Source organism: Sneathiella sp. P13V-1, assembly GCF_015143595.1.
In the GTDB taxonomy this organism is placed as follows: Bacteria; Pseudomonadota; Alphaproteobacteria; order Sneathiellales; family Sneathiellaceae; genus Sneathiella.
This window is the reverse complement of sequence record NZ_WYEU01000001.1, coordinates 517894-539459: the sequence shown is the minus strand read 5'-3', so window position 1 is coordinate 539459 and position 21566 is coordinate 517894. Positions and strand designations below refer to the sequence as shown.

Sequence of the window (21566 nt, the reverse complement as noted above, 5' to 3'; positions counted from 1 at the left end):
AGCTCGGGCAAGGGGGAAACTATGCTGACCGACGTCATCCGCGCGGGGCGCGCTGATCTGTATTCGATCTTTCGAACCCGCGCACATGACTGCGCCCGCGCCCTCGCCATCGAGGACGGCAGCAGGAAACTGACCTATGCAGAACTGCTGGAGCGGGTCGATCGTTTGGCTACCGTCTTTCTGGCCAGGGGCGTTGCACCGGGCGACAGGATTGCGATCCTGTCGCACAACCGCTCTGAATACCTGGAGGTCGAACTGGCCGCAGCGGGAATCGGCGCGATCGTCGCCTGTCTGAACTGGCGGCTTGCCCCCGAGGAACTGCGGCATTGCATAGATCTGGTCGCGCCGGTTCTCGCGGTTGTCGAACCGGATCTTTCAGAAGCTTACCGGGCCGTCGCGGCAACGCCCTGTCTGACCATCGGGCCGGATCTGGACACGGCCATTGCCGGGGCCGGGCCGGACCCGCGCACCGGAAACATGGTTGACGACCCCGAAGCCGGTCTGACGATCCTTTATACCTCGGGGACCACGGGCCTGCCCAAGGGGGCGCTTATCAGCCACCGCGCGCATATCGCCCGATCCATGGTTTTTGCGGCGCAGCTGGCGCTGGATCCCGGCGACGGGTTCATCGCCTGGGCGCCGATGTTCCACATGGCCTCCACCGATCATGCGCTGGCGACGATCCTGCGGGGCGGGACCGTGGTGATGGTGGACGGGTTGAGGCCTGCCGTCATCAACGAGGCGCTGTCACGCCACAGGATCGGCTGGTTCGTGATGATGCCCGGGGCGCTGGAAGCTTTTATTGCCGAACGACGCGCCAACCCTTTGCCGGTAAAAGGCATCAAGGTTTGCGGGGCAATGGCCGATCTGGTGCCGCCGCATCAGATCGCGGACCTGACCGGTCTTCTGGACACGCCTTACCTGAATTCCTTCGGGGCAACCGAAACCGGCCTGCCGCCGGGAACCGCCGATCTGATCGCGCCGGGTGTGACCCCGGACCGGCTTTCCAAACGCATCAGCGCCTTTTGCGAGGTGCGGCTGGTCGATCCCGACGACCGCGAAGTCCCGGAAGGAACGCCTGGCGAAATGGCGCTTCGGGGTCAGACGCTGTTTTCAGGGTACTGGAACGACGACGACACCAACGCCCGCGATTTTCGCAACGGGTTTTTCCACATGGGCGACTTGTTCCGGCGCAATGCGGACGGCACTGTCGACTTTGTGGATCGGGCGAAATACCTGATCAAGACCGGTGGCGAGAACGTCTATCCGGCGGAAATCGAACGTGTGCTTCTATCTCATCCCGGTGTGGTCGATGCCGCGGTAGTGCGGGCATTCGACGTGAAATGGGGGGAAAGCCCGGTGGCCTTTGTCGCCTGCAGCAAGGACGGGCCGGATGCCGAGGCGCTGATGAATTTGTGCCGCGAAAACCTCGCTGGCTACAAACGGCCGCGCGAGTTTCTATTCATCGCGTTCGAGGATTTTCCCAGATCGACCAGCGGAAAGGTCCAGCGGCATATCCTCGAAGCCCGGCTCGCAGATTAATTTTCGCTCTGACCCGATCGTCACCCCGCCACGCCCGTTCGCCCCACTAGCGATATAAGCGTTCCTGTCATCGTTGCGATGAGCTTCTCATCCCCGCCCTTTGGAGTAGCCCCCTGAAAGAGGTCCACCAACTGGGATAGATTGACCCGCGATTGATGTGCTGCCCTCTGTCGGACCACACGGCTGCGTGTATTCCGGGGGTTTGAGCTCAGGAGGATTCTTCGATCCCTGAGCCATTCATCAGCGCGATCGGTGGTTTGTTCCAGGTTGCCCTGTGGGAGCAGCAGGTAACCCGGCGCTTCGCACGGACGGGCATGGAATGCCGGCAAGTGCCGGTTGGGGCTGCTGCGGGCCTTCAAGGGAAAGTCGGCGACTATCCGATGTGCGGGACAGAGCGCGCATTCGCCAAGCGAACTCAAACGTCCCGTTCTGTACTGCGGCCCGACAAAACGATATCAAGTGATCAGCGGTCAGCCGATTGCACCTGTGTAACTGTCTTCTTCGACCCTCCTGTCTGCATGATCTGGGACAGGTAAGAATTGCGCCGTCTGATGAAGTCACGCAGAAGAGTCGGGTAGTCTTCACTGACGGCACTCTTCACAGAAACCCGATGCTCCAGTTCATGTCGCCAGGCCCTTACCCGGGCAAGCCCTTTGAAGACGCCAAACTCTCCGATGGCGTCAAAAACGTCGAAATAGCGGAAGACCGGGCCGAATACGACATCGACGAGGCTGAACCGGTGGCCATCGAACCTTGGTCCCTCCCCAAGTTCCGCGTCCAGCCGAAAGAACTTTGCGCGGAGCGCCGCGACTTTTGCTTCCAACGCTTTATCGTCCGGCGCCGAGTAGAACCCGGCAATGTCGTTCAAGACAGCAGATCCAAATTCAATCCAGGCACGGTGGCGGGCGCGATCGAGAGCGTCGTGCGGATGAAGCGCGTGGGGTTGTGTATCCTCAAGATATTCGAGGATAACCGCAGATTCGAAAATCTGCGTCCCGTCCACGACAGGCGTCTTGCCCAGCGGAGATATGGCAAGAAACCAGTCGGGCTTGTTCGAAAGATCGATGTGAGTTCTCTCGAACGTGACACCTTTCTCAGTGAGCGATATCGCCGCGCGCTGCACATATGGGCAGAGCGCATGGCTAATGAGGTGGAGACTCATGTTGTCTCTCCCTCCATCTGCACGTTGCCGGGCAAGGAGGGGCTGAGGGCGAAACGGCCGTCGCCCAGAAGCCCTTGCACGACGGCAAGCAGCGTCAGATATGCCGGGTATTCCCACCCGCCGTTCTCGTATCCGAACATCCAGCCGTTTCCGGAGTGAGCCCAGGTCGCTCCGGCCAGGATGGGCACGGTCGCCGACGCGACCCACAGAGCCTGTACGCCGAGGACCAAAAGGGCACCGGCAATCGCCTCGACTGCAAAGATCATATAGGCAAACCAGCCGGGCAGCCCGATCGAAACGAAGAACTGCGCCGTTCCGGGAAGTGTGAAAATGAAGAGCTTGAGAAACAGGCTGTGCGCCAGGAACATGATCCCGAGTGCTATACGGAGCAGGAATATCCCAAATTCTGTGAGGTGCGATTGTGACATGATATGATCCCATATATAGATGCATTTACATGTACATGATAGGTGCTGGATATGAACGAGATTGACCATGCTACTGAGGCCGCCTGGACAACCCGCATGACTAAAAGCCGCGTTTTGCTTGAGGTTGTCGAATCGTCTCTGAAATCGGCAGGATACCCGCCACTTGCATGGTATGACGCGCTTCTCGAACTCGAGAAGGCAGGCCCGGACGGACTCCGTCCATTCGAACTCAAAGACCGGATTTTGTTACCCCAATACAGTACATCGCGGTTGCTGGATCGCATGGTGAAAGCAGGGCTGGTGGACCGACAGGACTGCTCGGAAGATGGGCGAGGTCAAAACATTTCTATCTCTGAAAAGGGTAAATCTGTCAGGAGGGCGATGTGGCCGATCTATGAACGGGTTCTGTCGGAAAGGATCGGCGCAAAGCTGAAACCCAAAGACGCCGCTCAATTGGCCACGCTACTCTCAAGGCTCTGAAGCCTCGGTCGACTGACGCGAAACCCGTCTGTGACTTTTCACGCTAAGTGGCCCTGATTTTTTCACGTTAATTGGCCGACAGCCGCCTATGTCGGTGTGTGAAGGGTGTTTCGAGCTGTTTCGACGTCCTTTCGCATCCAACAGCCTTCCGCGTGATCGTTGATCAATCCCATGGCCTGCATGAATGCATATACGTTGGTCGGTCCCACGAATTTGAAGCCAAGCTTTCGTAGGTCTTTGGACAGGGTCTCGGACGCTGGTGATTTGGACCGCATTTGTGGCAGTGCGTCGTCCTTGGCAGGTTCATATAGCCAGATGAATGCGGCGAAGGAGCCTTCATCTTGGACGACCTCGCAAGTACGGCGAGCGTTGTTGATCACGGCTTCGATCTTGCCTCGATGGCGAACAATTCCTTCATCGGCAAGTAGGCGCTGAATGTCGTTGTCGTCAAAGTTCGCAACGTTCCGAAAGTCGAACCCGGCGAAGGCTGCACGAAAGTTCTCGCGCTTGGCCAGAATGGTGCGCCAGCTCAGCCCTGATTGGAAACTCTCAAGGCACATTTTCTCAAACAACATTCTGTCGTCAACAACGGGCCAACCCCATTCCCGGTCATGGTAGTATGGAAAGTCCGGCGTGACGGCAGCCCATCGGTACCGTGGGCGTCCATCTGTTCCAATTACGGTTGCAGCATCAGGCCGCTACCGCATAAACTTGAACAGAAACCGAACCAGATCCGCCGTTACGATACAGTCTCAGCTCTCCGAAAAACCCTGACGACGGACAATCGGCGACCGCACTGCTGAAGGCCAACATTACCGCTTGGCAGGTCTGAACCTGCTGGCGGCAATCTGGATACCGCGCGCGCTTACGGGAAACGGTTGACCGAGGTCGCGAGCCGCTGGAACAGCTGATCCAGCTGTCTGAATAATCGGCCCGGCCGCCGGGATCGGATGTGCCGCGGTCGGGTTGCGCTCAGTCCGCGACCCCCGCCCGCCCGATCAGCGCCATGAGCGTTCCGGTCATCGTTGCGACGAGCTTTTCATCCTGGCCCGTCACAGCATAGGCACGCGCCTCGCAAATGGTCAGCGTCCTGCCTGATTTTACCACGTTAGCGACGAAACGAAACCGTTCGCCATCCGCGGGGTTGAGCAGGTTGATCTTGAATTCGACTGTCAAAACGGCCGCTTCTGCGGGCATCAGCGAAAAGGCCGCGTATCCGCAGGCGCTGTCCAGCGCGGTCGACACGATTCCGGCATGCAAAAACCCATTTTGCTGGGTCAGGGCATCCTCATGTGCCATCTCCAGAACAATGCGGCCGGCGATAGCTCGGCAATGCTGGTCCCCAACGTGTTCATCACCTTCTGGCGATCGAAACTGTTGCGCACGCGTGCGTCATAGTCGGGGTTTTTCGGTTTGAATTGCGTCATGGCGGGTCTTCCTCTTCGATTTCATTCGTCAATGACCAATCTTAGGCGGTCTTTGAGGCGCGTATCTTGTAGAGAAAGGTCAAAATGACGCGGAACGGACTGAGCGCGCAACGCGCCGGGCAGTTTGCCGGCGAAGATCTGGCAATCGACGGACATTTGGGGTTGATTGCAATATCCGGCGTCCAGCGCCAGATCGCCCAGCGGCAGGCTCTGTGACGCGAGCTGCCCAAGAGCCTGGCGAAAGCGCCGCGAGGCGACAAGCCGCCGCCGCGACACGCCGGTATCCGCCCGCACCTTTCGACGTTCGGTCCGGTCGCTGTAAGCTCCGGGTGGTGCGGCAAAGCGTAGGTCTCTCGCAAGGCCGTCAAGCACTGCGATGAGCGCAGACAGGTCATCGTCACCGGTCTGAAAACGGGCCAGTCCTGAGGCCAACGTGTCCAACACTTCGGATTCGGGTAAGTGCTTCGGTCGTGACGGCAGCCTCAGCCCGGCCACGACTCCATGGAATGGCCTTGGGCGGGGAGCGAAACCCGAGCGCGGTGGCGCCAGCGATATACGCGCCCCCGCCGCTGTCGTCGCGCGTTTCCGAAAGGGTAGGGAGGTCGGTTACGAACCGCCCGCGTCCACCACCGCTCAGCACACCGGTATCGCGGAACACGAACAGATGGTCGATCTGTTTGGCCGCTTCCTCAGGCGGCGCCATTTCGAGATAAAGCGGCGCCGCCATCAGGTTACTTGTCGAAAGCTTTCCGGTTCTCGATGACGAAATCGGCAAATCGGCGCGCCGGGCGTCCCATCACATCGCTGACCGTGGTCTCGATGCCGGCAAGGTAGCCCTTGGGCGCGATGGACGCCAATTCGACCATGGCCCCGGCGACCTCGTCCTGCATTCCGCCAGCCACCATGCCCGCCTTGGCATTTTCGGCCGACAGGGGTGCGCAGGTGACAGTGCGCTCGGTCACCCCGGACAGGAGGGCCGCGATATCTTCTCCGGTAAGAGCTTCGGGCCCGGTCAGACCAAGAGCCTTCCCTTCGTAACCCGGAGCGGTCAGCGCCTCGGCGGCGACATCCGCGATGTCGCGGGCGTCGATCCAGGCCACGGGGCCGCCCAGATCGTCATAGTACACGGCGTCCTTTGCAATGTTGCCGGCCTGCCACAGCAGGTTCTGCATGAAATAGGTTGGCTGGACAAAAGTCCAGTCAAGGCCGCTTTGCTTTAGCAGCTCCTGGGTTTCGGAATGCCACTTTCCAAAGGTCAGCCCCGCCTTGGGCGAGGCGCCAAGCCCCGTGGCCACAACGATATGGCGCACGCCCGCAGCCTTGGCCGCCTCGATCACGTTCGCCTTCCACTGGCGCATGTTCAGATGTGCAGGCGTGACCAGGTATATCTTTTTTGCCCCGTCACAGGCCCGCGCCAGCGCGGCAGGGTCCGTGAAATCCGCTGCGACCGCTTCGCATCCTTTGGCCTTTAGCGCGTCTAACTTGGATGGGTCGCTGGTGACAGCGCGCACGGACGCGCCTTTTGCCAGAAGCGTATCGACGAGGGGCGCGCCAGTCGTGCCCGTGGCTCCGAAAACAGTAATCATGACTTATCCTTTTGCAGGTCTGCGATGGGCTGAATTGTTTCCGGGTTGCTGATAGACGACAGATCGCCCGGATCTTCACCGAGAAAGGCGGCGCGCACGACACGGCGCATGGTTTTCATGCTGCGGGTCTTGGGCAGCGCCTCGACAAAGTGGATCTCGCGCGGGCGGAATGGTTTCGAGACGATCTCTCCGACCCGATCCTTGAGCCGGTTCACGAGCTCCTCGTCCGGCGACACATTTGGCGCCGCCACGCAGACGCAGATAACGGCCACGCCCTTGATGTCATCAGGTGCCGCGATGGCAGCGGCGTCGACCACCTCTCCGGATTCGGTCAGGGCGGCCTCGACCTCGGGCGGGCCGATGCGTTTACCGGCGATGTTCAGCGTGTCGTCAGACCGGCCCAGGATATACCAAGTCCCGTCTGGATCGCAGCGCACCCAGTCGCCGTGCCGCCAGAGGCCGGGGAAGGTGGACCAATAGGTTTCAAGGTAGCGATCGCGGTCCCCCCAGATGGCCGGGGTCAAACCCAGAGGCGGCTGAGTCACGACCAGTTCGCCCACTTCGCCCGGTGTGGCTTCGCCGCTGTCCTGACGCAGCACTTTGGCCCCGACACCCAGGGCCTGAGCCGAAAATCCTCCGGGCTTGATCTCGTGCAGCACAGTCGAGGTCAGGATCGCGCCAAAAAGCTCGGTCCCGCCCGAGATGTTCAGCGGCACGGCACGGCGGCGGCAGATATGATCGAGCTGCCAGAGCCAGGCGTCGTCGGTCCAGGGTTCACCGGTCGAGGCGACAATGCGCAGGGGCGACAAGTTGTAACCCGACAAAGGTTCAGTATCCTGCGTCATGAACTGCCGCACCAAAGTCGGGGCCAGGCCAAGATGCGTGACCTCCATCTCGGACGCAAGACGCAACAGCCTGAAGGGATCGCCGGGTATTGATGGTGCACCCTCGGCCAGCACCAGAGTCGAACCGGACAAGAGCACCGACAAAAGGGTGAGCGGCCCCATGACCCATCCCATGTCGGTCATCCAAAGATGCCGGTCGTCCCGTTTCATGTCGAGACAAAGCAGGAAATCGGCCTTGGCCTTGGCCTGCGCCCCCAAATGGGTATGCACGACACCTTTAGGCCGCCCGGTGGTGCCCGAAGTATAGGCGATCAAAAAGTTGTCTGCGGCCTTGACCGGAACGGCGGAAAACTCCGGACTGGCGCGGTCGACAGTTTCGGTCCAGTCCAAATCGCGGGCCGGATCGGCCGCCGCGCCGCCGAACCGTCGCAGGCTGATCACGGTATGAACCGATGGCACGTCGGTCAAAGCCTGGGCAAGGCTCGCCTCCATCCAGACCGGCTTACCTCGTCGGGATGTGGCATCCGCTGTCAGCACCGCAACCGCAGCGGCATCGTTCAGACGCGATACGATGGCATGGGGCGCAAAGGCGGAAAACAGCGGCACCGCAACCGCGCCCAGCCGGGCAATACCCAGAAGCGCGGCCTCGATTTCGGGGATCATCGGCATATAGATGCCCACTGCCTGACCGGGCTTTACACCGCGCGCGGCAAGGGCTGAGGCGACGCGGGAGGCTTCGGCGGCAAGTTCGGAATAGGTCCAGTGGCGGCGGCTTCCGTCTTCACCGACCCAGTCGATTGCGACCTTGTCGCCCAGGCCATCGGTAATTCGGGCGTCAAGACAGGTTTCCGTCAGATTCAAAGTACCCCCGACGGCCCACCTGACAGATTCGGACCCTTCGGAGATATCTCGCAACCGGGTGTAGGGCCGCGCGAACCGTATCCCGGCATGGTCGATGACCCGGCGCCAGAACCAGTCCGGCTCTTCATTCGAGCGGCGGACGAGCTCCTCGTAACTGTCAAGACCGCAGTCTTTCAGAAATGCGGTCAGCGTGCTTGTCCGCCGGATGTCAGAGTCTGGCTGAAACATTTGTAAACTTTCTGCAATGAAAAAGGGCCGCACTTAAGGTGCGGCCAGTCGGGTAGGCAACTCTTGGCACGGATTGGCAGCAGCGCCTTGTGTCCGGCGCTGCTGTCAGCGTTTTAACCGTGCATGGACAAGCCGCCCGAAACCGAAATCACCTGACCGGTGATGAATCCCGCGTCGTCGGACGACAGAAAACAGATGATGCCAGGGTAATCTTTCGGCTGCGCTAGGCGCTTCATTGGGATCGCCCGCTTGAGACCCTCGGCGATCTTTTGACCGGCTTCGCCCTCGGCAACCTGAGCGAACAGCGGGGTGTCGGTCGGTCCGGGGGCGACCGCGTTCAATTGAATATTTTTGCGTGCCAGTTCGCGCGCCACGGTCTTGGTGAACGAGATGATGCCACCCTTGCAGGCCGAATACACAGCCTCGCCGGATGATCCGACGCGGCCGGCGTCGGACGCGATGTTGACCACGCGGCCGCCGCCGTTTTTGACCATGCCCGGAAGCACCGCGTGATGCATGTTAAGCGGTCCATAAAGATTGATGTCGATGACCTTCTTCCAAAGATCGGCATCGGTGTCGAGGAACGGTTTGATCACGTCCCAGCCGGCGTTGTTCACCAGTACATCGATCGGTCCGCCGGATTCGAACTCGGCAACGGCCTTGTCGACCTGGGCACGATCGGTAATATCCACCTGAAATGCCGTCGCTTTTCCGCCGGCCTCGGTGATTATTTTGGTAGTTTCATCCGCCCCGGCCTTGTTCAGATCAAAAACGGCGACTTCGGCACCTTCTGCGCCGAACATTTCGCAAACCGCTCGGCCAATGCCGCTCCCACCGCCGGTCACAATGACCCGTTTTCCACTCAACCCTCGCATGTGGAGGTCCTCCTCTTCCGTTGCACCTTGTAAAGAGTTTGATTCTATGCTCTCTTTGATGAATTCTAACAGTTATTAGATTTTTTTGCAATGGACAAACTCATCTCGGACAAGTATCGATAATGAATGGCACTACGGATTGAAGATACCAGGATAGTGAATGACAATCTGAGCAAGTCTGAGAGGACCCGCGAAGTCATACTCGCTGCGGCCGCGCGACTTTTTCGGTATGAAGGCTATCACGCAACGACGATGCGCGACATTGCGCAGGAAGCTGGCATTGAGGCCGGCAGCATTTATTACCATTTTCAATCCAAGGACCAGATTCTGAACGAAGTCCTCGAACTTGGTGTGCGTCAGCTTTATGAGATGGTCAGTGAAATCGTTCGGTCGGCAACAACAAGTTCGGAGGATTTTCGCAAGACCTTCGAATTGCTGATTGAAACACACCTTACCTATCTGTTGACCGACAGCGACTTCACGTCGGCCAATATTCGGAACTATCCGATGTTGTCGGAAGAAACACGCGCCCCGCATCGCGAATTGCGTGCTTCATATGCAGGGGCCTGGGGCAGATTCCTAAATGACGCCAAGCGCGCCGGTCACCTTCGAAATGACATATCCACAACAGTCATTCGCCAGTTCATCCTGAGCGCCATGAACTGGACTGTGGAATGGTATAATATCGACAAGTATCCGGTGCGCATCCTCGCGGAACGAATGAGTAAGCTGATACTTGACGGAATGTGTCTGCATTGTAGGGCGGATACCGAAGGTTTGAAGCTGTGCCCCGCCACTCCCTTCAAAATCCCGGAACCCGACGGCAAGGCGGCTAAGACCCGTGCAGAAATCCTAAAGGCCGCAGCGCGCGTTCTGAGGGACAATGGCTACAAGGCGACGACTCTGAGAAAGATTGCGGAAGATGCCGACATGAAAGCGGGTAGCGTCTATTACCATTTCAACTCCAAGGAAACGATCGTTGACGAAGTTCTAAACGCCGGACTAAGGGACTTGCTATCAGGTGTCGAAACCGCCGTTCGGAAATTCGATGCCCCGTACGACCATCACGTCAGGATAGCGACTGCAATCTGGGCGCACCTGGATTTCCTCTTCAAGGCAAGCGAGTTCACCTCGGCGAATATCAGAAGCTATGGAATGCTCCCCAATCATTTCAAGGAGAGGCACAGGGGTATTCGCCATGAATATGGAAAACTCTGGGATCGGATACTCCGTGAAGCTCAGGACGACGGCGCTATAAGGTCGGATATCAAGATCGTCCCCTTGCGCCAAGTGATGTTGGGCGCCTTAAACTGGACGGTGGAATGGTTCGACCCGAACAAGGCAGGAGTGGAAGGATATCTATCACTGCTTGAATTCTCCAGCATGCTAATCAATCTGTTACTAGAAGGAATTTGTAACCGGGAGGCGGCCCCGTCCACGGGACAAGGCACGCCCTGAACGCGGTTGGCTTTGTCAGACCAGAAGGAAGTGATACAGTCCTTCGGCAATTGCCTTCTGCCGTTCCACCTGCCAGCTCAGCACGCTAACGCTCGCCATCCGATTGCCCTTGCGCGTGACATTAGCCCGCGCAAAAAGCGGGCCTTTTGTACCGGGTCTGAGGTAATCGACGGTCAGGTTGATCGGCTTGGCCGGAACGTCGGCGAAATCGGGCTGTACCGCGATGGCGGCAGTGGCCTCCATAAAACTCGCGATTATGCCGCCATGGTAGTACTCCATGATCGGGTTACCGATATGGCGGTCATCAAAGGTCATTTCCGCCTCAGCATGGAGACTGTCTAGACTTCTGACCTCAAAGTTGAGAAATCGGAAGAACGGCACCCGGGATACATTGGCATTGACAGTTTGCACGTCCATCACGAGGTTTTTCCTTTTGTCATTGCGTCAAACAGGCTGGTTTCGCCGCGCGTCAATGCAAACGAGGCGGTTCCCCTAGCTATTTCAGCATCCTCATGGCCCGCGAACCAGACGCTGCCGGAATTGAAGGCGATGTGGCGGGTCTTGCGAAAACAATGCGTTTGAACGATGACATCCGCGCGCGAACGGGCCGGGCGCAGGTAATCAACTCTGAGGTCAAGAGTGGCCATGGTACTGACGCCTTCGATGGCAACAAAGTTCGCCAGTCCAAAGACACTGTCCAGAAGTGCCGTCAGGATACCACCGTGGAGCAGCGATTGTTCCGCATCGACGCAAAAGTCCGGATTGAACGGCATCCGAACCCGGACACCTTCCGTCGAGACCTCTTCGATCTCAAGCGCCATATGCGTTATCAGACCCTTGCCGCGCGCATTCCACATCTGCGCGATTTGCTCCATCTTCTTTTGGGTGATGTCTGACATGCGATCTTTCCTTTAACGCCCCGTGAAATTGGGTTTTCGTTTTTCGACGAACGCAGCAACCGCCTCGTGGTGGTCTTCGGTCTGATGCATGAGCGCCTGATAGGCCGCCGCGGAATTCAGGAAATCCGGCAGGTCCATCCGTTCGGCATTGCGCATCAGACGCTTGGCGACCCGCACCGCGCGCGGCGGTTTCGCGGCGATGACAGCGGCCCGTTCACGGGCCCGTTCCATCAATTTTTCATGAGGCACAAGTTCAAGCACCATACCAAGCTCCAGCGCTTCCTTGGCCTCGACCATGCGCCCCGAGAAGGTCAGATCGGCGGCCTTCTGGTGGCCCAGACGACGCAACAGGAACCAGCTGCCCGCATCGCCCGGAATGATTCCGAGATTCAGAAACACCTCGCCGAACCTTGCTTTTTCTGACGCGATGCGCATGTCGCACATCATGGTCAGGTCGCACCCCGCGCCCACCGCCGGGCCGTTGACTGCGGCGATCGTCGGAATATCCATGTTGTAGAGCGCAAGCGGCAGCCGCTGCACCCCATCAACATAGCTCTGCGCCGCCGCCAGCGGCTCCTTGCGGAACACGCTGTCGGGATCGTTCATCTCCTTGATGTCCCCGCCTGCACAAAAGGCCGGGTCGGCCCCGGTCAGGATCATCACGCTGACCTGAGGATCGGCCTGCACCTTGGCGAAGGTCTCCAGAAGGGCAGCGATCATGTCGTTGCCGGTGACCGGGTTGCGCCGCTCGGGGTCGTTCAGCGTAACCGTAGCGATCCTGTCGGAAATCTCCAGAAGGACGGGCTGTTTATTCATTCTTGCCATCTCCCCGTTCGCGTTTCTCGAACATCGCGGGGTTGATCATGTCCCGCGCGTCATGACCCATATGCAAGGTCTCACCGCCGTCTACATAAATGTCTTCTCCGGTGATGAAACCGCCAAGTTTCGAGGCCAGGAAAATGATCGTGCCTGCGATGTCCTCGGCCGCCCCCATCCGGTTTAGCACCGAGCGGTTCAGCTTTTTCCACTGTTCCGGCGGAATCGGATAGCGGCCAAGCGCATCGGTCTTGATCGTGCCCGGCGCGACACAGTTCAGCCGGATGCCGTACTCGCCCCATTCGGCGGCCAGCGTTTTCATCATGCCCGTCACACCGGCGCGGGCGGCGACGGTGTGTGTAAAGCCGGTAAGCGCGGTGCGCGCAGAGATGGCGGTGACAAACACAACCGATCCACCATTGTCGTACATGAAGTGATCCGCCGCTGCCCGGGTCATCTGCCAAGATCCGATCAGGTTGTTGCGGATCACGGCTTCGAAGCCCTTGTTGGTGATATCGCGGGCGGCCGCGATATACTGGCCGCCGGCATTGTTCACCAAAACATCCAACTGCCCATAGTGGTCCTTGATCCGCCCCATCGCAGCTTCGATACTGTCTTCGTCGCGGGTGTCTCCGGGCACGACAAAGGCCTCGCCCCCCGCCGCCCGGATCATTTCGGCGGTCTCTTCCAGCGGCTCTTCGCGGCGCGCGAACAGCGCAAGCCTTGCCCCGCAAGCGGCCATTTCGATCGCCGTCGCCCGGCCCATTCCAGATCCGGACCCCGTGACCAGGGCAACTTGACCCGCCATGAGATCCGACGCGTAACGCCTTGATTTCGCTTCGTTCATGTTCCGCCCCTAGTTCTTCAGCAATTCGCCAGAGATGATGAGTTTGCGAACCTCCTGGGTGCCTGCGCCGACCTCAAGCACGCGACCGGTCCGGTATAGCCGGTTCACTTCTGTATCACGCATGTAACCCGAGCCGCCGTGAATCTGGACAGCTTTGTCCAGCACGAAGGATGTCGCCTCAGCGGCCTTGTAGATCGCCGCAGCGGTGAGCTTGTGTATTTCGCCGCGCCCGCCTTCGCCCTCTTCGAGGCCTTCACACATGGCAGCGGTGCGCAAGGACAGGCTCCGCGCGGCCTCGATCTGCGTATACATGTCGGCCAGCATCGCCTGAACCATCTGAAAACTGGCGATCGGTTTGCCGAATTGCTGGCGTGTCTTGGCGTAATCGATGGAAATATCCAGCGCCCGCTGCGCAATGCCCAGAGCGTTGAAACAGACGATGGCACGTTCCAGATCAAGTCCGGACATGGTAACGGCAACCCCGCCATCCAGCTTGCCGACCATGTTTCTGGCCGGAACACGGCAATCTTCGAATACCAGTTCGCCCGTCGGCGAGCCGCGGAATCCCATCTTGTTCAGCTTCTGCGCCACCTTGAAACCGGGCGTGTCGGTTTCCACGATAAAGGCGGAAATGCCCTTGGCCCCTTTTTCGGGCGATGTCTTGGCATAGACCAGCACCAGATCGGCAATCGGCCCATTGGTGATGTAGATCTTGGCGCCGTTCAGGATGTAGTCGTCGCCATCCTTTTTGGCCGTGGTCCGCATCGAGCCAAGCGCATCAGACCCCGCGCCGGGTTCGGTCAGACCCAGGGCACCCACCAGCGTGCCGTCGCACAGACCTGGCAGGTATTTTCGGCGCAACTCGTCATTGGCGTTGCGGTAGATATTGTTGACGCACAAATTGTCATGGGCCACATGGGTCAGTCCGATGGCCGCCGAGGCGCGCGACATTTCCTCGGTGATGATACAGGCCGAGGTAAAATCCAGCCCCGCGCCGCCAAATTCCGGCGGCACGTTCAGGCCGAGATATCCCATCTCGCCCAGCTTGGGGAAAACCGAAGGCGGCAGGTCATCTGTATCGTCCATTTCCGCATTCAGATGGTGGAATTCGGACATGAAGAACTTGCCGGCCTGATCGGCCAGGGCCTGCTGTTCGTCCGTCATGAAATGTGTTGGCAGAGCGGTGTCGTTGCGCAGTTGCTTGTTCATGGTCTCGTCCCCCTCAGGCGCGCAAAAGTTCTTCGGCAATGATGATTTTGCGGACTTCGCTTGTACCCGCGCCGATTTCCAGCAGCTTGTTGGCGCGGAACAGCCGGTTAATCTCGGTGTCCTGCATGTAGCCAGAGCCACCATGAATATGGCAGGCTTCGGTCACCGCCTTGTTGAATGCCTCGCCTGCGTAAAGACAGGCCGCCGCGGTCAGTTTGTGGATTTCACCGCGGCCCCCGGCCCCTTTCGGCAGGCCGGTACAGGCGGCCAAGGCTCGATAACTGAAGGCACGCGCGGTTTCGACCTCGGTGTAGATCTCGGCCAGTTTCGACTGCATCATCTGGAAACTAGCAATCGGCTTGCCGAATTGTTCGCGAATCTTGGCGTATTCCAGACCCAGTTCCAGCGCACGTTCGGCCATGCCAACGCAGACTGAGGCAACCATAGCACGCTCCAGATCCAGCCCGCTCATTACCACCGAAACGCCGGTGTTTTCCTGTCCAACCATGGCGGATGCGGGTACGCGGCAATCCTCAAACACCAGTTCTCCGGTTGGCGAGCCGCGGAAGCCCATCTTGTCAAGCTTTTGCGCCACCTTGAAACCAGGATTGTCCGTCTCGATGATAAAAGCAGAAATGCCCTTGGCGCCCTTCGACTTGTCGGTTTTGGCATAAAGCAGGATCACATCGGCGATCGGCCCGTTGGTGATGTAGATCTTCCAGCCGTTGATGACGTATTCGTCGCCGTCGCGGCGCGCAGTGGTCGCCATGGACCCAAGCGCATCGGATCCCGCACCCGGTTCGGTTAGGCCCAGAGCACCAACCAAGTCGCCGGAGCAAAGGCCCGGCACATATTTCTTCACCTGCTCTTCGGATCCGTTGCGCAGCAGGTTGTTCAGGCACAGGTTGTCATGCGCCCCGTGCGAGAGGCCCACAGCCGGATTCCACTTCGAAATCACCTCGGACACCAGCGCCTGGGTGAACTCGTTCTGTCCCGATCCACCTAGCTCCTCCGGCGCGGTAATCCCCAGCAAGCCTAGTTCGCCCATCTGCTTGAACAGATCATCGGGCCACCATTCCTCGTCATCCATGCGCGCCTGCAGTGGGTGCAGCACCTCGCGCGATACCCGATCCACGTGATCGACAATCTGGCGTTGCTGATCGGTCAAAGAATAGTTCGCCCTGATGGCTTCCAGATCAGCCGCGATAGTCTCACTTTGAGTCGCCATATCAACCTCCCAAAAAATTTCGTCTGCGGTATTGACCAAAATCAAACATATGTTAGAAAATAAATCAAGCCAAGTTCTTAAAGACCTAAGGTTTGAAAGCATGGTGCCCAGATCACACAGGGGGAGCTTCGAATATGACTGAGAGCGTTGTTCAATCGCAGGCGTGTGGCAATGAAGTGCGTATCGCGATTCGGCGTCCTGATAATCGAAATGCCCTCAACCGCGAGGTCGCAGACGGGGTCATGGCCGCCATGCGAGCTGCCGAGAGTGACAGCGATTGTCGTGTGATCGTTCTGACCGGCGAGGGCGAGCGCGCCTTCTGTGCCGGGGGTGACATCAAGGCGGGTGCGGATGGCGGCCCGTTTGTTCAGGATCCCTCGGACCCGGATCATTTTGCCGGAAGGTTATTCGAAACGATACAGGCGTGCCGAAAGCCAACGATCGCGCGTATAAACGGCGTCGCGATGGGGGCGGGGGTGGGCATCATCTGTGCCTGCGACCTTGCGGTAATGGCGGATCATGCGCGCATCGGAACGCCGGAAGTGAAGGTGGGTCTGTTTCCCATGACGATCGTGCCACCTATGATGCGTGTTTTGCCCCGGCGGAGGCTGATGGAGATGTTCATCACCGGCGTTCCTCTGACGGCCGAGGAAGCCCTGCAATTCAATCTGGTCAACTATGTGACCGATGCCGCGGGGTTGGACGAGAAGGTTGCAGAACTGGTTGCCCAGATTGCTGCGCAGTCGCCAAGCGCGATCCGGCTGGGAAAATACGCCTGTCACGCGATGGAGGACATGACCTATCCGCAGCAAATGCGGTTTGCAGAAACACTTTTGCCGCGAGTAGCGCAGACCGAAGACGCGCGCGAAGGCTTTGATGCCTTCATTTCGAAACGCAAACCTGAATGGACAGGCCGCTAATCAAGCGGGGAGGAGAGACATATGTCGGAACGAAAACTGCGCATCGGATGCGCATCGGGCTTCTGGGGTGATACACCGGAAGCGATCGGTCAACTGGTCTCAAAGGGCGAGATCGACTATCTGGTTTTTGACTATCTGGCGGAGGTGACTATGTCGCTGATGGCGCGGGCGCGCGCCAAAACGCCCGAGTCGGGCTATGCGCCGGACTTCGTAAAGGCGCTTGTTCCGTGGCTGCCTGCAATCAAGCGTCAGGGCATCAAGGTCGTTGCCAATGCCGGGGGCGTGAACCCGCGTGGCTGCCGTGATGCGCTTGCCAAAGCCGCCGCCGAGGCCGGGATTGATCTCTCGGTCGGTGTCGTGCTGGGCGATGACCTGTTGCCTAGGGCCGATGAAATTCGCAAAAGCGGTCAGACGGAAATGTTCTCGGGTGTAGAATTTCCAGACGATATCTGGAGCATGAATGCCTATCTGGGTGCTCGCCCGATCTCGGCGGCGCTGGATGCCGGGGCCGACATCGTGATCACCGGGCGCTGCGCCGACAGCGCGGTCGCGCTTGGTCCCCTGATGCATGAATACGGCTGGGGCGATGACGACTGGGACAAGCTCAGCCAGGGATCGCTGGCCGGCCACTTGATCGAATGCGGCCCCCAGGGAACGGGCGGCAACTTCACCGACTGGCAGGACGTGCCAGGTTGGGACAACATGGGGATGCCCGTCGTCGAGGTGTCCGAAGACGGCAGTTTCATTATGACCAAGACGCCTGACACAGGCGGGTTGGTCGTGCCCGGGTCAGTCGGAGAGCAGATGCTTTATGAAATCGGGGACCCGCGCGCTTACCTGTTGCCCGACGTGATCTGCGACTGGTCCGGGGTCACCCTGGAACAGGTCGGACCTGATCAGGTGCTGGTCAAGGGCGGCAGGGGGCTAGGGCGCACCGACAGCTACAAGGTGTCGGCGACCCATGCCGATGGCTGGCGCGCTGTCTCCACACTGACACTGGCCGCGATTGATGCACCTGCGAAGGCCGAGCGCGTGGCCGAGGCGATCCTGACCCGCTGCCACCGGATTTTCCGCGACCGGAACATGGGCGATTTCCGGCAGGTCAGCGTCGAGGTGCTGGGGGCCGAGGCGGCCTATGGCGCAAATGCGCGCGCCCGGACCCGCGAGGTGGTGCTCAAGATCGGCGCGGTCCATGACGATCGCGCCGCGCTGAACATCTTTGCCGGAGAAATCGCACCGATGGCGATTTCGACCGCGCAGGGTCTAACCGGGTTCTTCGCCGGACGGCCAAAGGTGCAGCCGGTGGTCCGTCTGTTCTCCTTCCTGCAGAGCAAGGCCGAGACCCCCGTCGCAGTCGAGGTCGACGGCAAGGAAGTGCCCGTCACCGTGGCCACCACGCCAGTCCACCTTGATCCGCCTGCTGCGCCGCCCGCAGATAGCCGCGAGCCCGGTCCGGACGCGGTCAAGGTGCGCCTCGTCGATCTGGCCTGGGGCCGCTCGGGCGACAAGGGGGATATCGCCAATATCGGCATCCTTGCGCGCAAGCCAGACTACCTGCCATATATCCGCTCAGCTCTCAGCGAAGAGGTGGTGAAAGACTATTTCTCCCATGTCTGCGAAGGCAAGGTCGAGCGATTCGACCTTGCCGGAAGCCATTCGCTTAACTTCCTGCTGCACGAATCGCTTGGCGGTGGCGGCATCGCCTCGGTCCGCATCGACCCGCAGGGCAAAGGGTTCGCGCAAATGCTGCTTGATATCGAAATTCCCGTGCCGTCCGATCTGGCCGCACGTGACGGGCTGAATGCCGCGAACCCGAACTAAGAGGACGACACCATGACCATTTCGAAACTCCTGGTCGCCAATCGGGGTGAGATCGCGGCGCGCGTGTTGCGCACCGCCAAGGCCCGAGGCCTTGCGACGGCTGTGCTGCGCCATACGTCGGAGCAGAAGGGGCCCGCCCACCTGATTGCCGACGAGATCGTGACCATCGATGGCCCGACGCCCGTGGCCGCCTATCTGGATATCCCTCAGATCGTCGAGGCTGCAAAAAAGATCGGCGCGGATGCGGTGCATCCCGGCTATGGCTTTCTGTCAGAGAATGCCGGTTTTGTCGCGGCGCTGGAAAAAGCCGGAGTGACCTTTGTCGGCCCGACGTCCGAGGTCATCGACCTGATGCGTGACAAGGTCCGAGCGCGCGCCTTTGTCGAGGAACGCGGATTTCCCGTCGCACCCTCGGCGATCGAGGATGACGATCCGGCGAGCTTTGTCGAACGCGCCCGCGCTTTGGGCTACGGGATCTTCCGGCTGTAACTGCTTGCGGGACGGCGCACCGATTTAGGGGGTGCCGTCCCGCGTCAAGGTCTTTCCATCTGGCGGTTTCGCAATGCGAAGTTCGCCGCCGCGGTCCGGTGCCCGGACAGGTCAGGACGACGTCTGCCGCGCCTCCTGAATCGAAACGACGTCAGAGGCTGCCACCTCGGGCCGGTCGGCTTCGACCATCTTCAGCGGCTCGACGGACATCAATCCGGCCAGACAGTCACGCGCGAGTTTCTGGTATTCCGCCGTCCCGCGTGTCTTCCACGCGACTTCCTTCTCGCTGACGCCGCGGATCACCTTGGCTGGCGATCCGACCACCATCGAACGCGGCGGAATCACGGTTTCGCCCCGCACAAACGCCTGCGCGCCGACAATCGATTCCGCCCCACTGTGCAACCGTGTAGGATCGCGCCATGGCCAATGTGGCCGTCGGTTTCCACCACGGCGTCGCGGCCGGGAAAGGAATGGATGATGCAATTGTCCTGAACATTGGCACCATCCCCGATCACGATCCTGCCGAAATCGCCCCGCATGCTTGCCCCGGGTCCGATGTAGCACCCATGCCCCAGGATGACATTTCCGATCAGAACGGCCTGGGGGTGGACATATGTATCCTCAGGCACAACGGGTATAAACCCTTTGAATTCATAACAGTACGCCATTCTCGCTTCCTTTCGCAGTCTGCATGTCGCTGGTTTAAGAAAACAGTCACCAAACGTTCATGGACAGTCATGCTGGCAACCGAAGGTCCGAAATGCGCTGCCTTCCATTACCCACATTCAAATAAAAGAACATATGTTAGCCGACATTTCCCAGATAACCTTTATTTCGTTGCCAATGTAGCCGCTCCCCGTTATCGAAGGAAAGAATTTTCCCCGATCGGCGATGCGACAGCCTCGATTTGACGATTTGATCAAGCTCAGATGCCCAATGGGAGTTTTTGTCGTCATCCGAACGCACTTCTCCCATCTTGTTCCCTGTGCCGTCGATGATCCCGGCCTACGTCGGGACGGGTCTTCGTCGCAGATCATCAATCAGTCCCAGAATTTTTTGGAACAGGCTCCGTGGTACGGCCACCTCGGCTAATTGGAACGTGACGTATCGGCCATGGCTGACCACTTTCGCACCGATCTTCACCAATTTTTCCCGAATCGTAGTCAGCGACCAGTGTTCCACTTCCTTCGGCAAGGCCAACGTTCGCATGAAGTTCGCCAGATTGTAAGCCAGAGCGTGAAGGTGGAGCCGAACCTCGTAATTGCGGAACTTGCGGCACGACAACCGGGTCCACTTAATGGCGTTCTTGCCTTCCTTGATGTACTGCTCCGCCGTGCCACGGTGATTGTAAAATGCCACCAAGCGACACAATGCTAAACATTGGCGGCAAGTGGGCGGCGACAAGTAGCTTTGCCATGCGCCGCTAAGAGCTATTCTTTCTTTAGGATGGCTTCGATAATGCTGGCGCTGTTGGGGAGCCTCGCCGGAATTTTCAGTCCGGGCAAAAAGTCCTCGGCCAGTTGGCTAAAAAAAGCATCAAAATCGAATTCATTTGAAAAACTGCGATTGCCCGCCTGCCTTTCGGCCAAGATTGCGCCCTCTACCGCGTCAATCATGGCGCGGCCTTCTTTGAGTGCGGCAAGCTTCATTTGAAGCCCGGCCCCGTCATGTGTGACGTAGGGGGCGATAGGGAGTTGCCGAAAGCGGGTGAGCATGGTTTCCGGCAAAAAGTTCTCAATGACGTTGCACATAAGAGCAACAAATACGGCGGCCTCGTTATAGGCGATAGCGTCTTGCAGTTTGGCCTTTGTCCAGCGGTCAAGGGCGGGCAAGCCGGAAAGGCTGGGCAAATCTAAAACCTCCCGCGCAAGCTCCATTGTGGCGGGATGGTCAAAAGGGTTGGGGAGCGTGGTGTCGTTGGCCGTCATGGGACAAGGATACCGAGAAGGGAAAGCCGCGTCTATTGCGCGGCTTTCTGTTTTAGGGGGTCGGAATAAGGCCAAGTTCCCGGTAGCGGATTTCGCGGACGGTAAACGCCACGTCTCGCTAATAGAGGTATCTATCTTCCCGGAACCGGGCCTTTTTGATTTCCCGGTCGGCGGCTTCCAAGGCAAGGCGGTAGGCTTTGAAGCTTCCATATTTTTGCGTCAATTCTTCCGCCTTGTTGAAAGGGTTGTTGTTCAATCCAGCCGCCTCCTAGGTGCCTTCTGTCCGGCGCGTGGTCGCGGCCTTGTGTGGGGCAATATCCAAGCGATAGCGGCTTATAACCTCGCTCAAGGTGTAGCGGCCCGCTGTTTTGACCACGTTCTTAAACTCGTCCTTGCGTATGGCGGCCTCGGTTTGCTGCGCCCATAGTTTCGCGTCGGTCTTGCGGGAAAAGGTTTTTTGTTGGGCTGGAAAGCCCTTAATGCGAACGCGGGCACGCCAACATGTGCCGCCCGGTCG

The 21566-nt window shown here is 59.1% G+C and carries 21 protein-coding genes and 3 pseudogenes; 7 read left to right on the top strand and 17 right to left on the bottom strand.

The window, feature by feature from the left end; translation table 11 throughout:
* The first annotated feature begins 21 nt into the window (after nt 1-21).
* Nucleotides 22-1542, top strand: coding sequence for a class I adenylate-forming enzyme family protein (locus GUA87_RS02745; RefSeq protein ID WP_193714982.1), 1521 nt, complete (start codon nt 22-24; stop codon nt 1540-1542).
* Nucleotides 1543-2005: 463 nt separating this feature from the next.
* On the opposite strand, the gene GUA87_RS02740 is transcribed toward GUA87_RS02745, so the two are convergent.
* Complete coding sequence (locus GUA87_RS02740; RefSeq protein WP_193714981.1) at nt 2006-2704, bottom strand: glutathione S-transferase family protein; 699 nt, start codon at nt 2702-2704, stop codon at nt 2006-2008.
* Nucleotides 2701-3132, bottom strand: a complete 432-nt coding sequence (locus GUA87_RS02735) for a DoxX family protein (protein ID WP_193714980.1) — start codon at nt 3130-3132, stop codon at nt 2701-2703. The genes GUA87_RS02740 and GUA87_RS02735 overlap by 4 nt, the downstream gene beginning before the upstream one ends.
* A 51-nt stretch (nt 3133-3183) precedes the next feature.
* Here GUA87_RS02735 and GUA87_RS02730 point away from each other — a divergent pair, with 51 nt between their 5' ends.
* Nucleotides 3184-3612: a MarR family winged helix-turn-helix transcriptional regulator gene (locus tag GUA87_RS02730; RefSeq protein ID WP_227711657.1), complete on the top strand. Its 429-nt coding sequence runs from the start codon at nt 3184-3186 to the stop codon at nt 3610-3612.
* An 86-nt stretch (nt 3613-3698) separates the two neighbouring features.
* On the opposite strand, the gene GUA87_RS02725 is transcribed toward GUA87_RS02730, so the two are convergent.
* The 6 genes and pseudogenes from GUA87_RS02725 to GUA87_RS02700 all read right to left on the bottom strand — a co-directional run bounded on the left by GUA87_RS02725 (nt 3699) and on the right by GUA87_RS02700 (nt 9434).
* Complete coding sequence (locus GUA87_RS02725) at nt 3699-4289, bottom strand: DNA-3-methyladenine glycosylase I (RefSeq protein ID WP_193715795.1); 591 nt, start codon at nt 4287-4289, stop codon at nt 3699-3701.
* A gap of 295 nt (nt 4290-4584) precedes the next feature.
* Nucleotides 4585-5039, bottom strand: a pseudogene (locus GUA87_RS02720) (PaaI family thioesterase).
* Nucleotides 5040-5060: 21 nt separating this feature from the next.
* Nucleotides 5061-5471 (bottom strand): helix-turn-helix domain-containing protein, encoded by a 411-nt coding sequence (locus GUA87_RS02715; protein WP_193714979.1) that lies wholly within the window; start codon nt 5469-5471, stop codon nt 5061-5063.
* Between the two features lie 299 nt (nt 5472-5770).
* Nucleotides 5771-6625 (bottom strand): SDR family oxidoreductase, encoded by an 855-nt coding sequence (locus GUA87_RS02710; RefSeq protein ID WP_193714978.1) that lies wholly within the window; start codon nt 6623-6625, stop codon nt 5771-5773.
* Entirely contained in the window at nt 6622-8559 is a 1938-nt protein-coding gene (locus tag GUA87_RS02705; protein WP_193714977.1) for an AMP-binding protein, read from the bottom strand. The genes GUA87_RS02710 and GUA87_RS02705 overlap by 4 nt, the downstream gene beginning before the upstream one ends.
* Before the next feature lie 113 nt (nt 8560-8672).
* Nucleotides 8673-9434 carry a glucose 1-dehydrogenase gene (locus GUA87_RS02700; protein ID WP_193714976.1) on the bottom strand — a complete coding sequence of 254 codons (762 nt, stop codon included), beginning with the start codon at nt 9432-9434 and terminating at the stop codon, nt 8673-8675.
* A gap of 156 nt (nt 9435-9590) precedes the next feature.
* Between GUA87_RS02700 and GUA87_RS02695 the strand changes: the two genes are divergently transcribed.
* On the top strand, nt 9591-10892 hold the full coding sequence (locus GUA87_RS02695; protein WP_321575862.1) for a TetR/AcrR family transcriptional regulator: 1302 nt from the start codon (nt 9591-9593) through the stop codon (nt 10890-10892).
* 15 nt (nt 10893-10907) lie between these two features.
* Here the strand turns inward: GUA87_RS02695 and GUA87_RS02690 are convergent, their stop codons facing one another.
* Genes GUA87_RS02690 through GUA87_RS02665 form a run of 6 tightly spaced genes read right to left on the bottom strand, consistent with a single transcriptional unit; the run spans nt 10908 to nt 15891 of the window.
* Nucleotides 10908-11309, bottom strand: coding sequence for a PaaI family thioesterase (locus tag GUA87_RS02690; protein ID WP_193715794.1), 402 nt, complete (start codon nt 11307-11309; stop codon nt 10908-10910).
* The gene (locus GUA87_RS02685) at nt 11309-11791 is read right to left on the bottom strand and encodes a PaaI family thioesterase (protein WP_193714974.1); all 483 of its coding nucleotides are present in this window, start codon (nt 11789-11791) and stop codon (nt 11309-11311) included. The genes GUA87_RS02690 and GUA87_RS02685 overlap by 1 nt, the downstream gene beginning before the upstream one ends.
* A gap of 12 nt (nt 11792-11803) precedes the next feature.
* Nucleotides 11804-12607, bottom strand: coding sequence for an enoyl-CoA hydratase-related protein (locus GUA87_RS02680; RefSeq protein WP_152467137.1), 804 nt, complete (start codon nt 12605-12607; stop codon nt 11804-11806).
* Nucleotides 12600-13454: an SDR family NAD(P)-dependent oxidoreductase gene (locus GUA87_RS02675; protein ID WP_193714973.1), complete on the bottom strand. Its 855-nt coding sequence runs from the start codon at nt 13452-13454 to the stop codon at nt 12600-12602. Before GUA87_RS02675 ends, GUA87_RS02680 begins: the two co-directional genes overlap by 8 nt.
* 9 nt (nt 13455-13463) lie before the next feature.
* Nucleotides 13464-14663: an acyl-CoA dehydrogenase family protein gene (locus tag GUA87_RS02670; RefSeq protein WP_193714972.1), complete on the bottom strand. Its 1200-nt coding sequence runs from the start codon at nt 14661-14663 to the stop codon at nt 13464-13466.
* Nucleotides 14664-14676: 13 nt separating this feature from the next.
* A complete protein-coding gene (locus GUA87_RS02665) occupies nt 14677-15891 on the bottom strand; it encodes an acyl-CoA dehydrogenase family protein (protein WP_193714971.1) in 1215 nt (404 codons plus the stop codon).
* Nucleotides 15892-16025: 134 nt separating this feature from the next.
* Here GUA87_RS02665 and GUA87_RS02660 point away from each other — a divergent pair, with 134 nt between their 5' ends.
* From GUA87_RS02660 to GUA87_RS02650, 3 genes are read left to right on the top strand one after another with little or no spacing between them, the layout of a single operon-like run.
* Entirely contained in the window at nt 16026-16811 is a 786-nt protein-coding gene (locus GUA87_RS02660) for an enoyl-CoA hydratase-related protein (RefSeq protein WP_193714970.1), read from the top strand.
* 21 nt (nt 16812-16832) lie between these two features.
* Nucleotides 16833-18632: an acyclic terpene utilization AtuA family protein gene (locus GUA87_RS02655; protein ID WP_193714969.1), complete on the top strand. Its 1800-nt coding sequence runs from the start codon at nt 16833-16835 to the stop codon at nt 18630-18632.
* Between the two features lie 12 nt (nt 18633-18644).
* On the top strand, nt 18645-19121 hold the full coding sequence (locus tag GUA87_RS02650; protein ID WP_227711656.1) for a biotin carboxylase N-terminal domain-containing protein: 477 nt from the start codon (nt 18645-18647) through the stop codon (nt 19119-19121).
* Nucleotides 19122-19232: 111 nt separating this feature from the next.
* Here GUA87_RS02650 and GUA87_RS18290 read toward each other — a convergent pair.
* The 3 genes and pseudogenes from GUA87_RS18290 to GUA87_RS02635 form a co-directional block, all read right to left on the bottom strand.
* Nucleotides 19233-19789, bottom strand: a pseudogene (locus GUA87_RS18290) (transferase hexapeptide repeat family protein).
* A gap of 337 nt (nt 19790-20126) precedes the next feature.
* A pseudogene (locus GUA87_RS02640) lies at nt 20127-20483 on the bottom strand (transposase); the annotation flags it as partial.
* Between the two features lie 68 nt (nt 20484-20551).
* Entirely contained in the window at nt 20552-21049 is a 498-nt protein-coding gene (locus tag GUA87_RS02635) for a hypothetical protein (protein WP_193714968.1), read from the bottom strand.
* Here GUA87_RS02635 and GUA87_RS02630 point away from each other — a divergent pair.
* Complete coding sequence (locus GUA87_RS02630; protein ID WP_193714967.1) at nt 21033-21476, top strand: hypothetical protein; 444 nt, start codon at nt 21033-21035, stop codon at nt 21474-21476. The two genes, GUA87_RS02635 and GUA87_RS02630, sit on opposite strands and share 17 nt — an antisense overlap.
* Nucleotides 21477-21566 lie beyond the last annotated feature (90 nt).

Excerpts from the sequence above, each read along its gene's own strand:
- GUA87_RS02745 (WP_193714982.1), top strand. The coding sequence starts at position 22 with ATGCTGACCGACGTCATCCGCGCGGGGCGCGCTGATCTGTATTCGATC.
- GUA87_RS02740 (WP_193714981.1), bottom strand. The coding sequence starts at position 2,704 with ATGAGTCTCCACCTCATTAGCCATGCGCTCTGCCCATATGTGCAGCGC.
- GUA87_RS02735 (WP_193714980.1), bottom strand. The coding sequence starts at position 3,132 with ATGTCACAATCGCACCTCACAGAATTTGGGATATTCCTGCTCCGTATA.
- GUA87_RS02730 (WP_227711657.1), top strand. The coding sequence starts at position 3,184 with ATGAACGAGATTGACCATGCTACTGAGGCCGCCTGGACAACCCGCATG.
- GUA87_RS02710 (WP_193714978.1), bottom strand. The coding sequence starts at position 6,625 with ATGATTACTGTTTTCGGAGCCACGGGCACGACTGGCGCGCCCCTCGTC.
- GUA87_RS02705 (WP_193714977.1), bottom strand. The coding sequence starts at position 8,559 with ATGTTTCAGCCAGACTCTGACATCCGGCGGACAAGCACGCTGACCGCA.
- GUA87_RS02700 (WP_193714976.1), bottom strand. The coding sequence starts at position 9,434 with ATGCGAGGGTTGAGTGGAAAACGGGTCATTGTGACCGGCGGTGGGAGC.
- GUA87_RS02690 (WP_193715794.1), bottom strand. The coding sequence starts at position 11,309 with ATGGACGTGCAAACTGTCAATGCCAATGTATCCCGGGTGCCGTTCTTC.
- GUA87_RS02685 (WP_193714974.1), bottom strand. The coding sequence starts at position 11,791 with ATGTCAGACATCACCCAAAAGAAGATGGAGCAAATCGCGCAGATGTGG.
- GUA87_RS02680 (WP_152467137.1), bottom strand. The coding sequence starts at position 12,607 with ATGAATAAACAGCCCGTCCTTCTGGAGATTTCCGACAGGATCGCTACG.
- GUA87_RS02675 (WP_193714973.1), bottom strand. The coding sequence starts at position 13,454 with ATGAACGAAGCGAAATCAAGGCGTTACGCGTCGGATCTCATGGCGGGT.
- GUA87_RS02670 (WP_193714972.1), bottom strand. The coding sequence starts at position 14,663 with ATGAACAAGCAACTGCGCAACGACACCGCTCTGCCAACACATTTCATG.
- GUA87_RS02665 (WP_193714971.1), bottom strand. The coding sequence starts at position 15,891 with ATGGCGACTCAAAGTGAGACTATCGCGGCTGATCTGGAAGCCATCAGG.
- GUA87_RS02660 (WP_193714970.1), top strand. The coding sequence starts at position 16,026 with ATGACTGAGAGCGTTGTTCAATCGCAGGCGTGTGGCAATGAAGTGCGT.
- GUA87_RS02655 (WP_193714969.1), top strand. The coding sequence starts at position 16,833 with ATGTCGGAACGAAAACTGCGCATCGGATGCGCATCGGGCTTCTGGGGT.
- GUA87_RS02650 (WP_227711656.1), top strand. The coding sequence starts at position 18,645 with ATGACCATTTCGAAACTCCTGGTCGCCAATCGGGGTGAGATCGCGGCG.
- GUA87_RS02635 (WP_193714968.1), bottom strand. The coding sequence starts at position 21,049 with ATGACGGCCAACGACACCACGCTCCCCAACCCTTTTGACCATCCCGCC.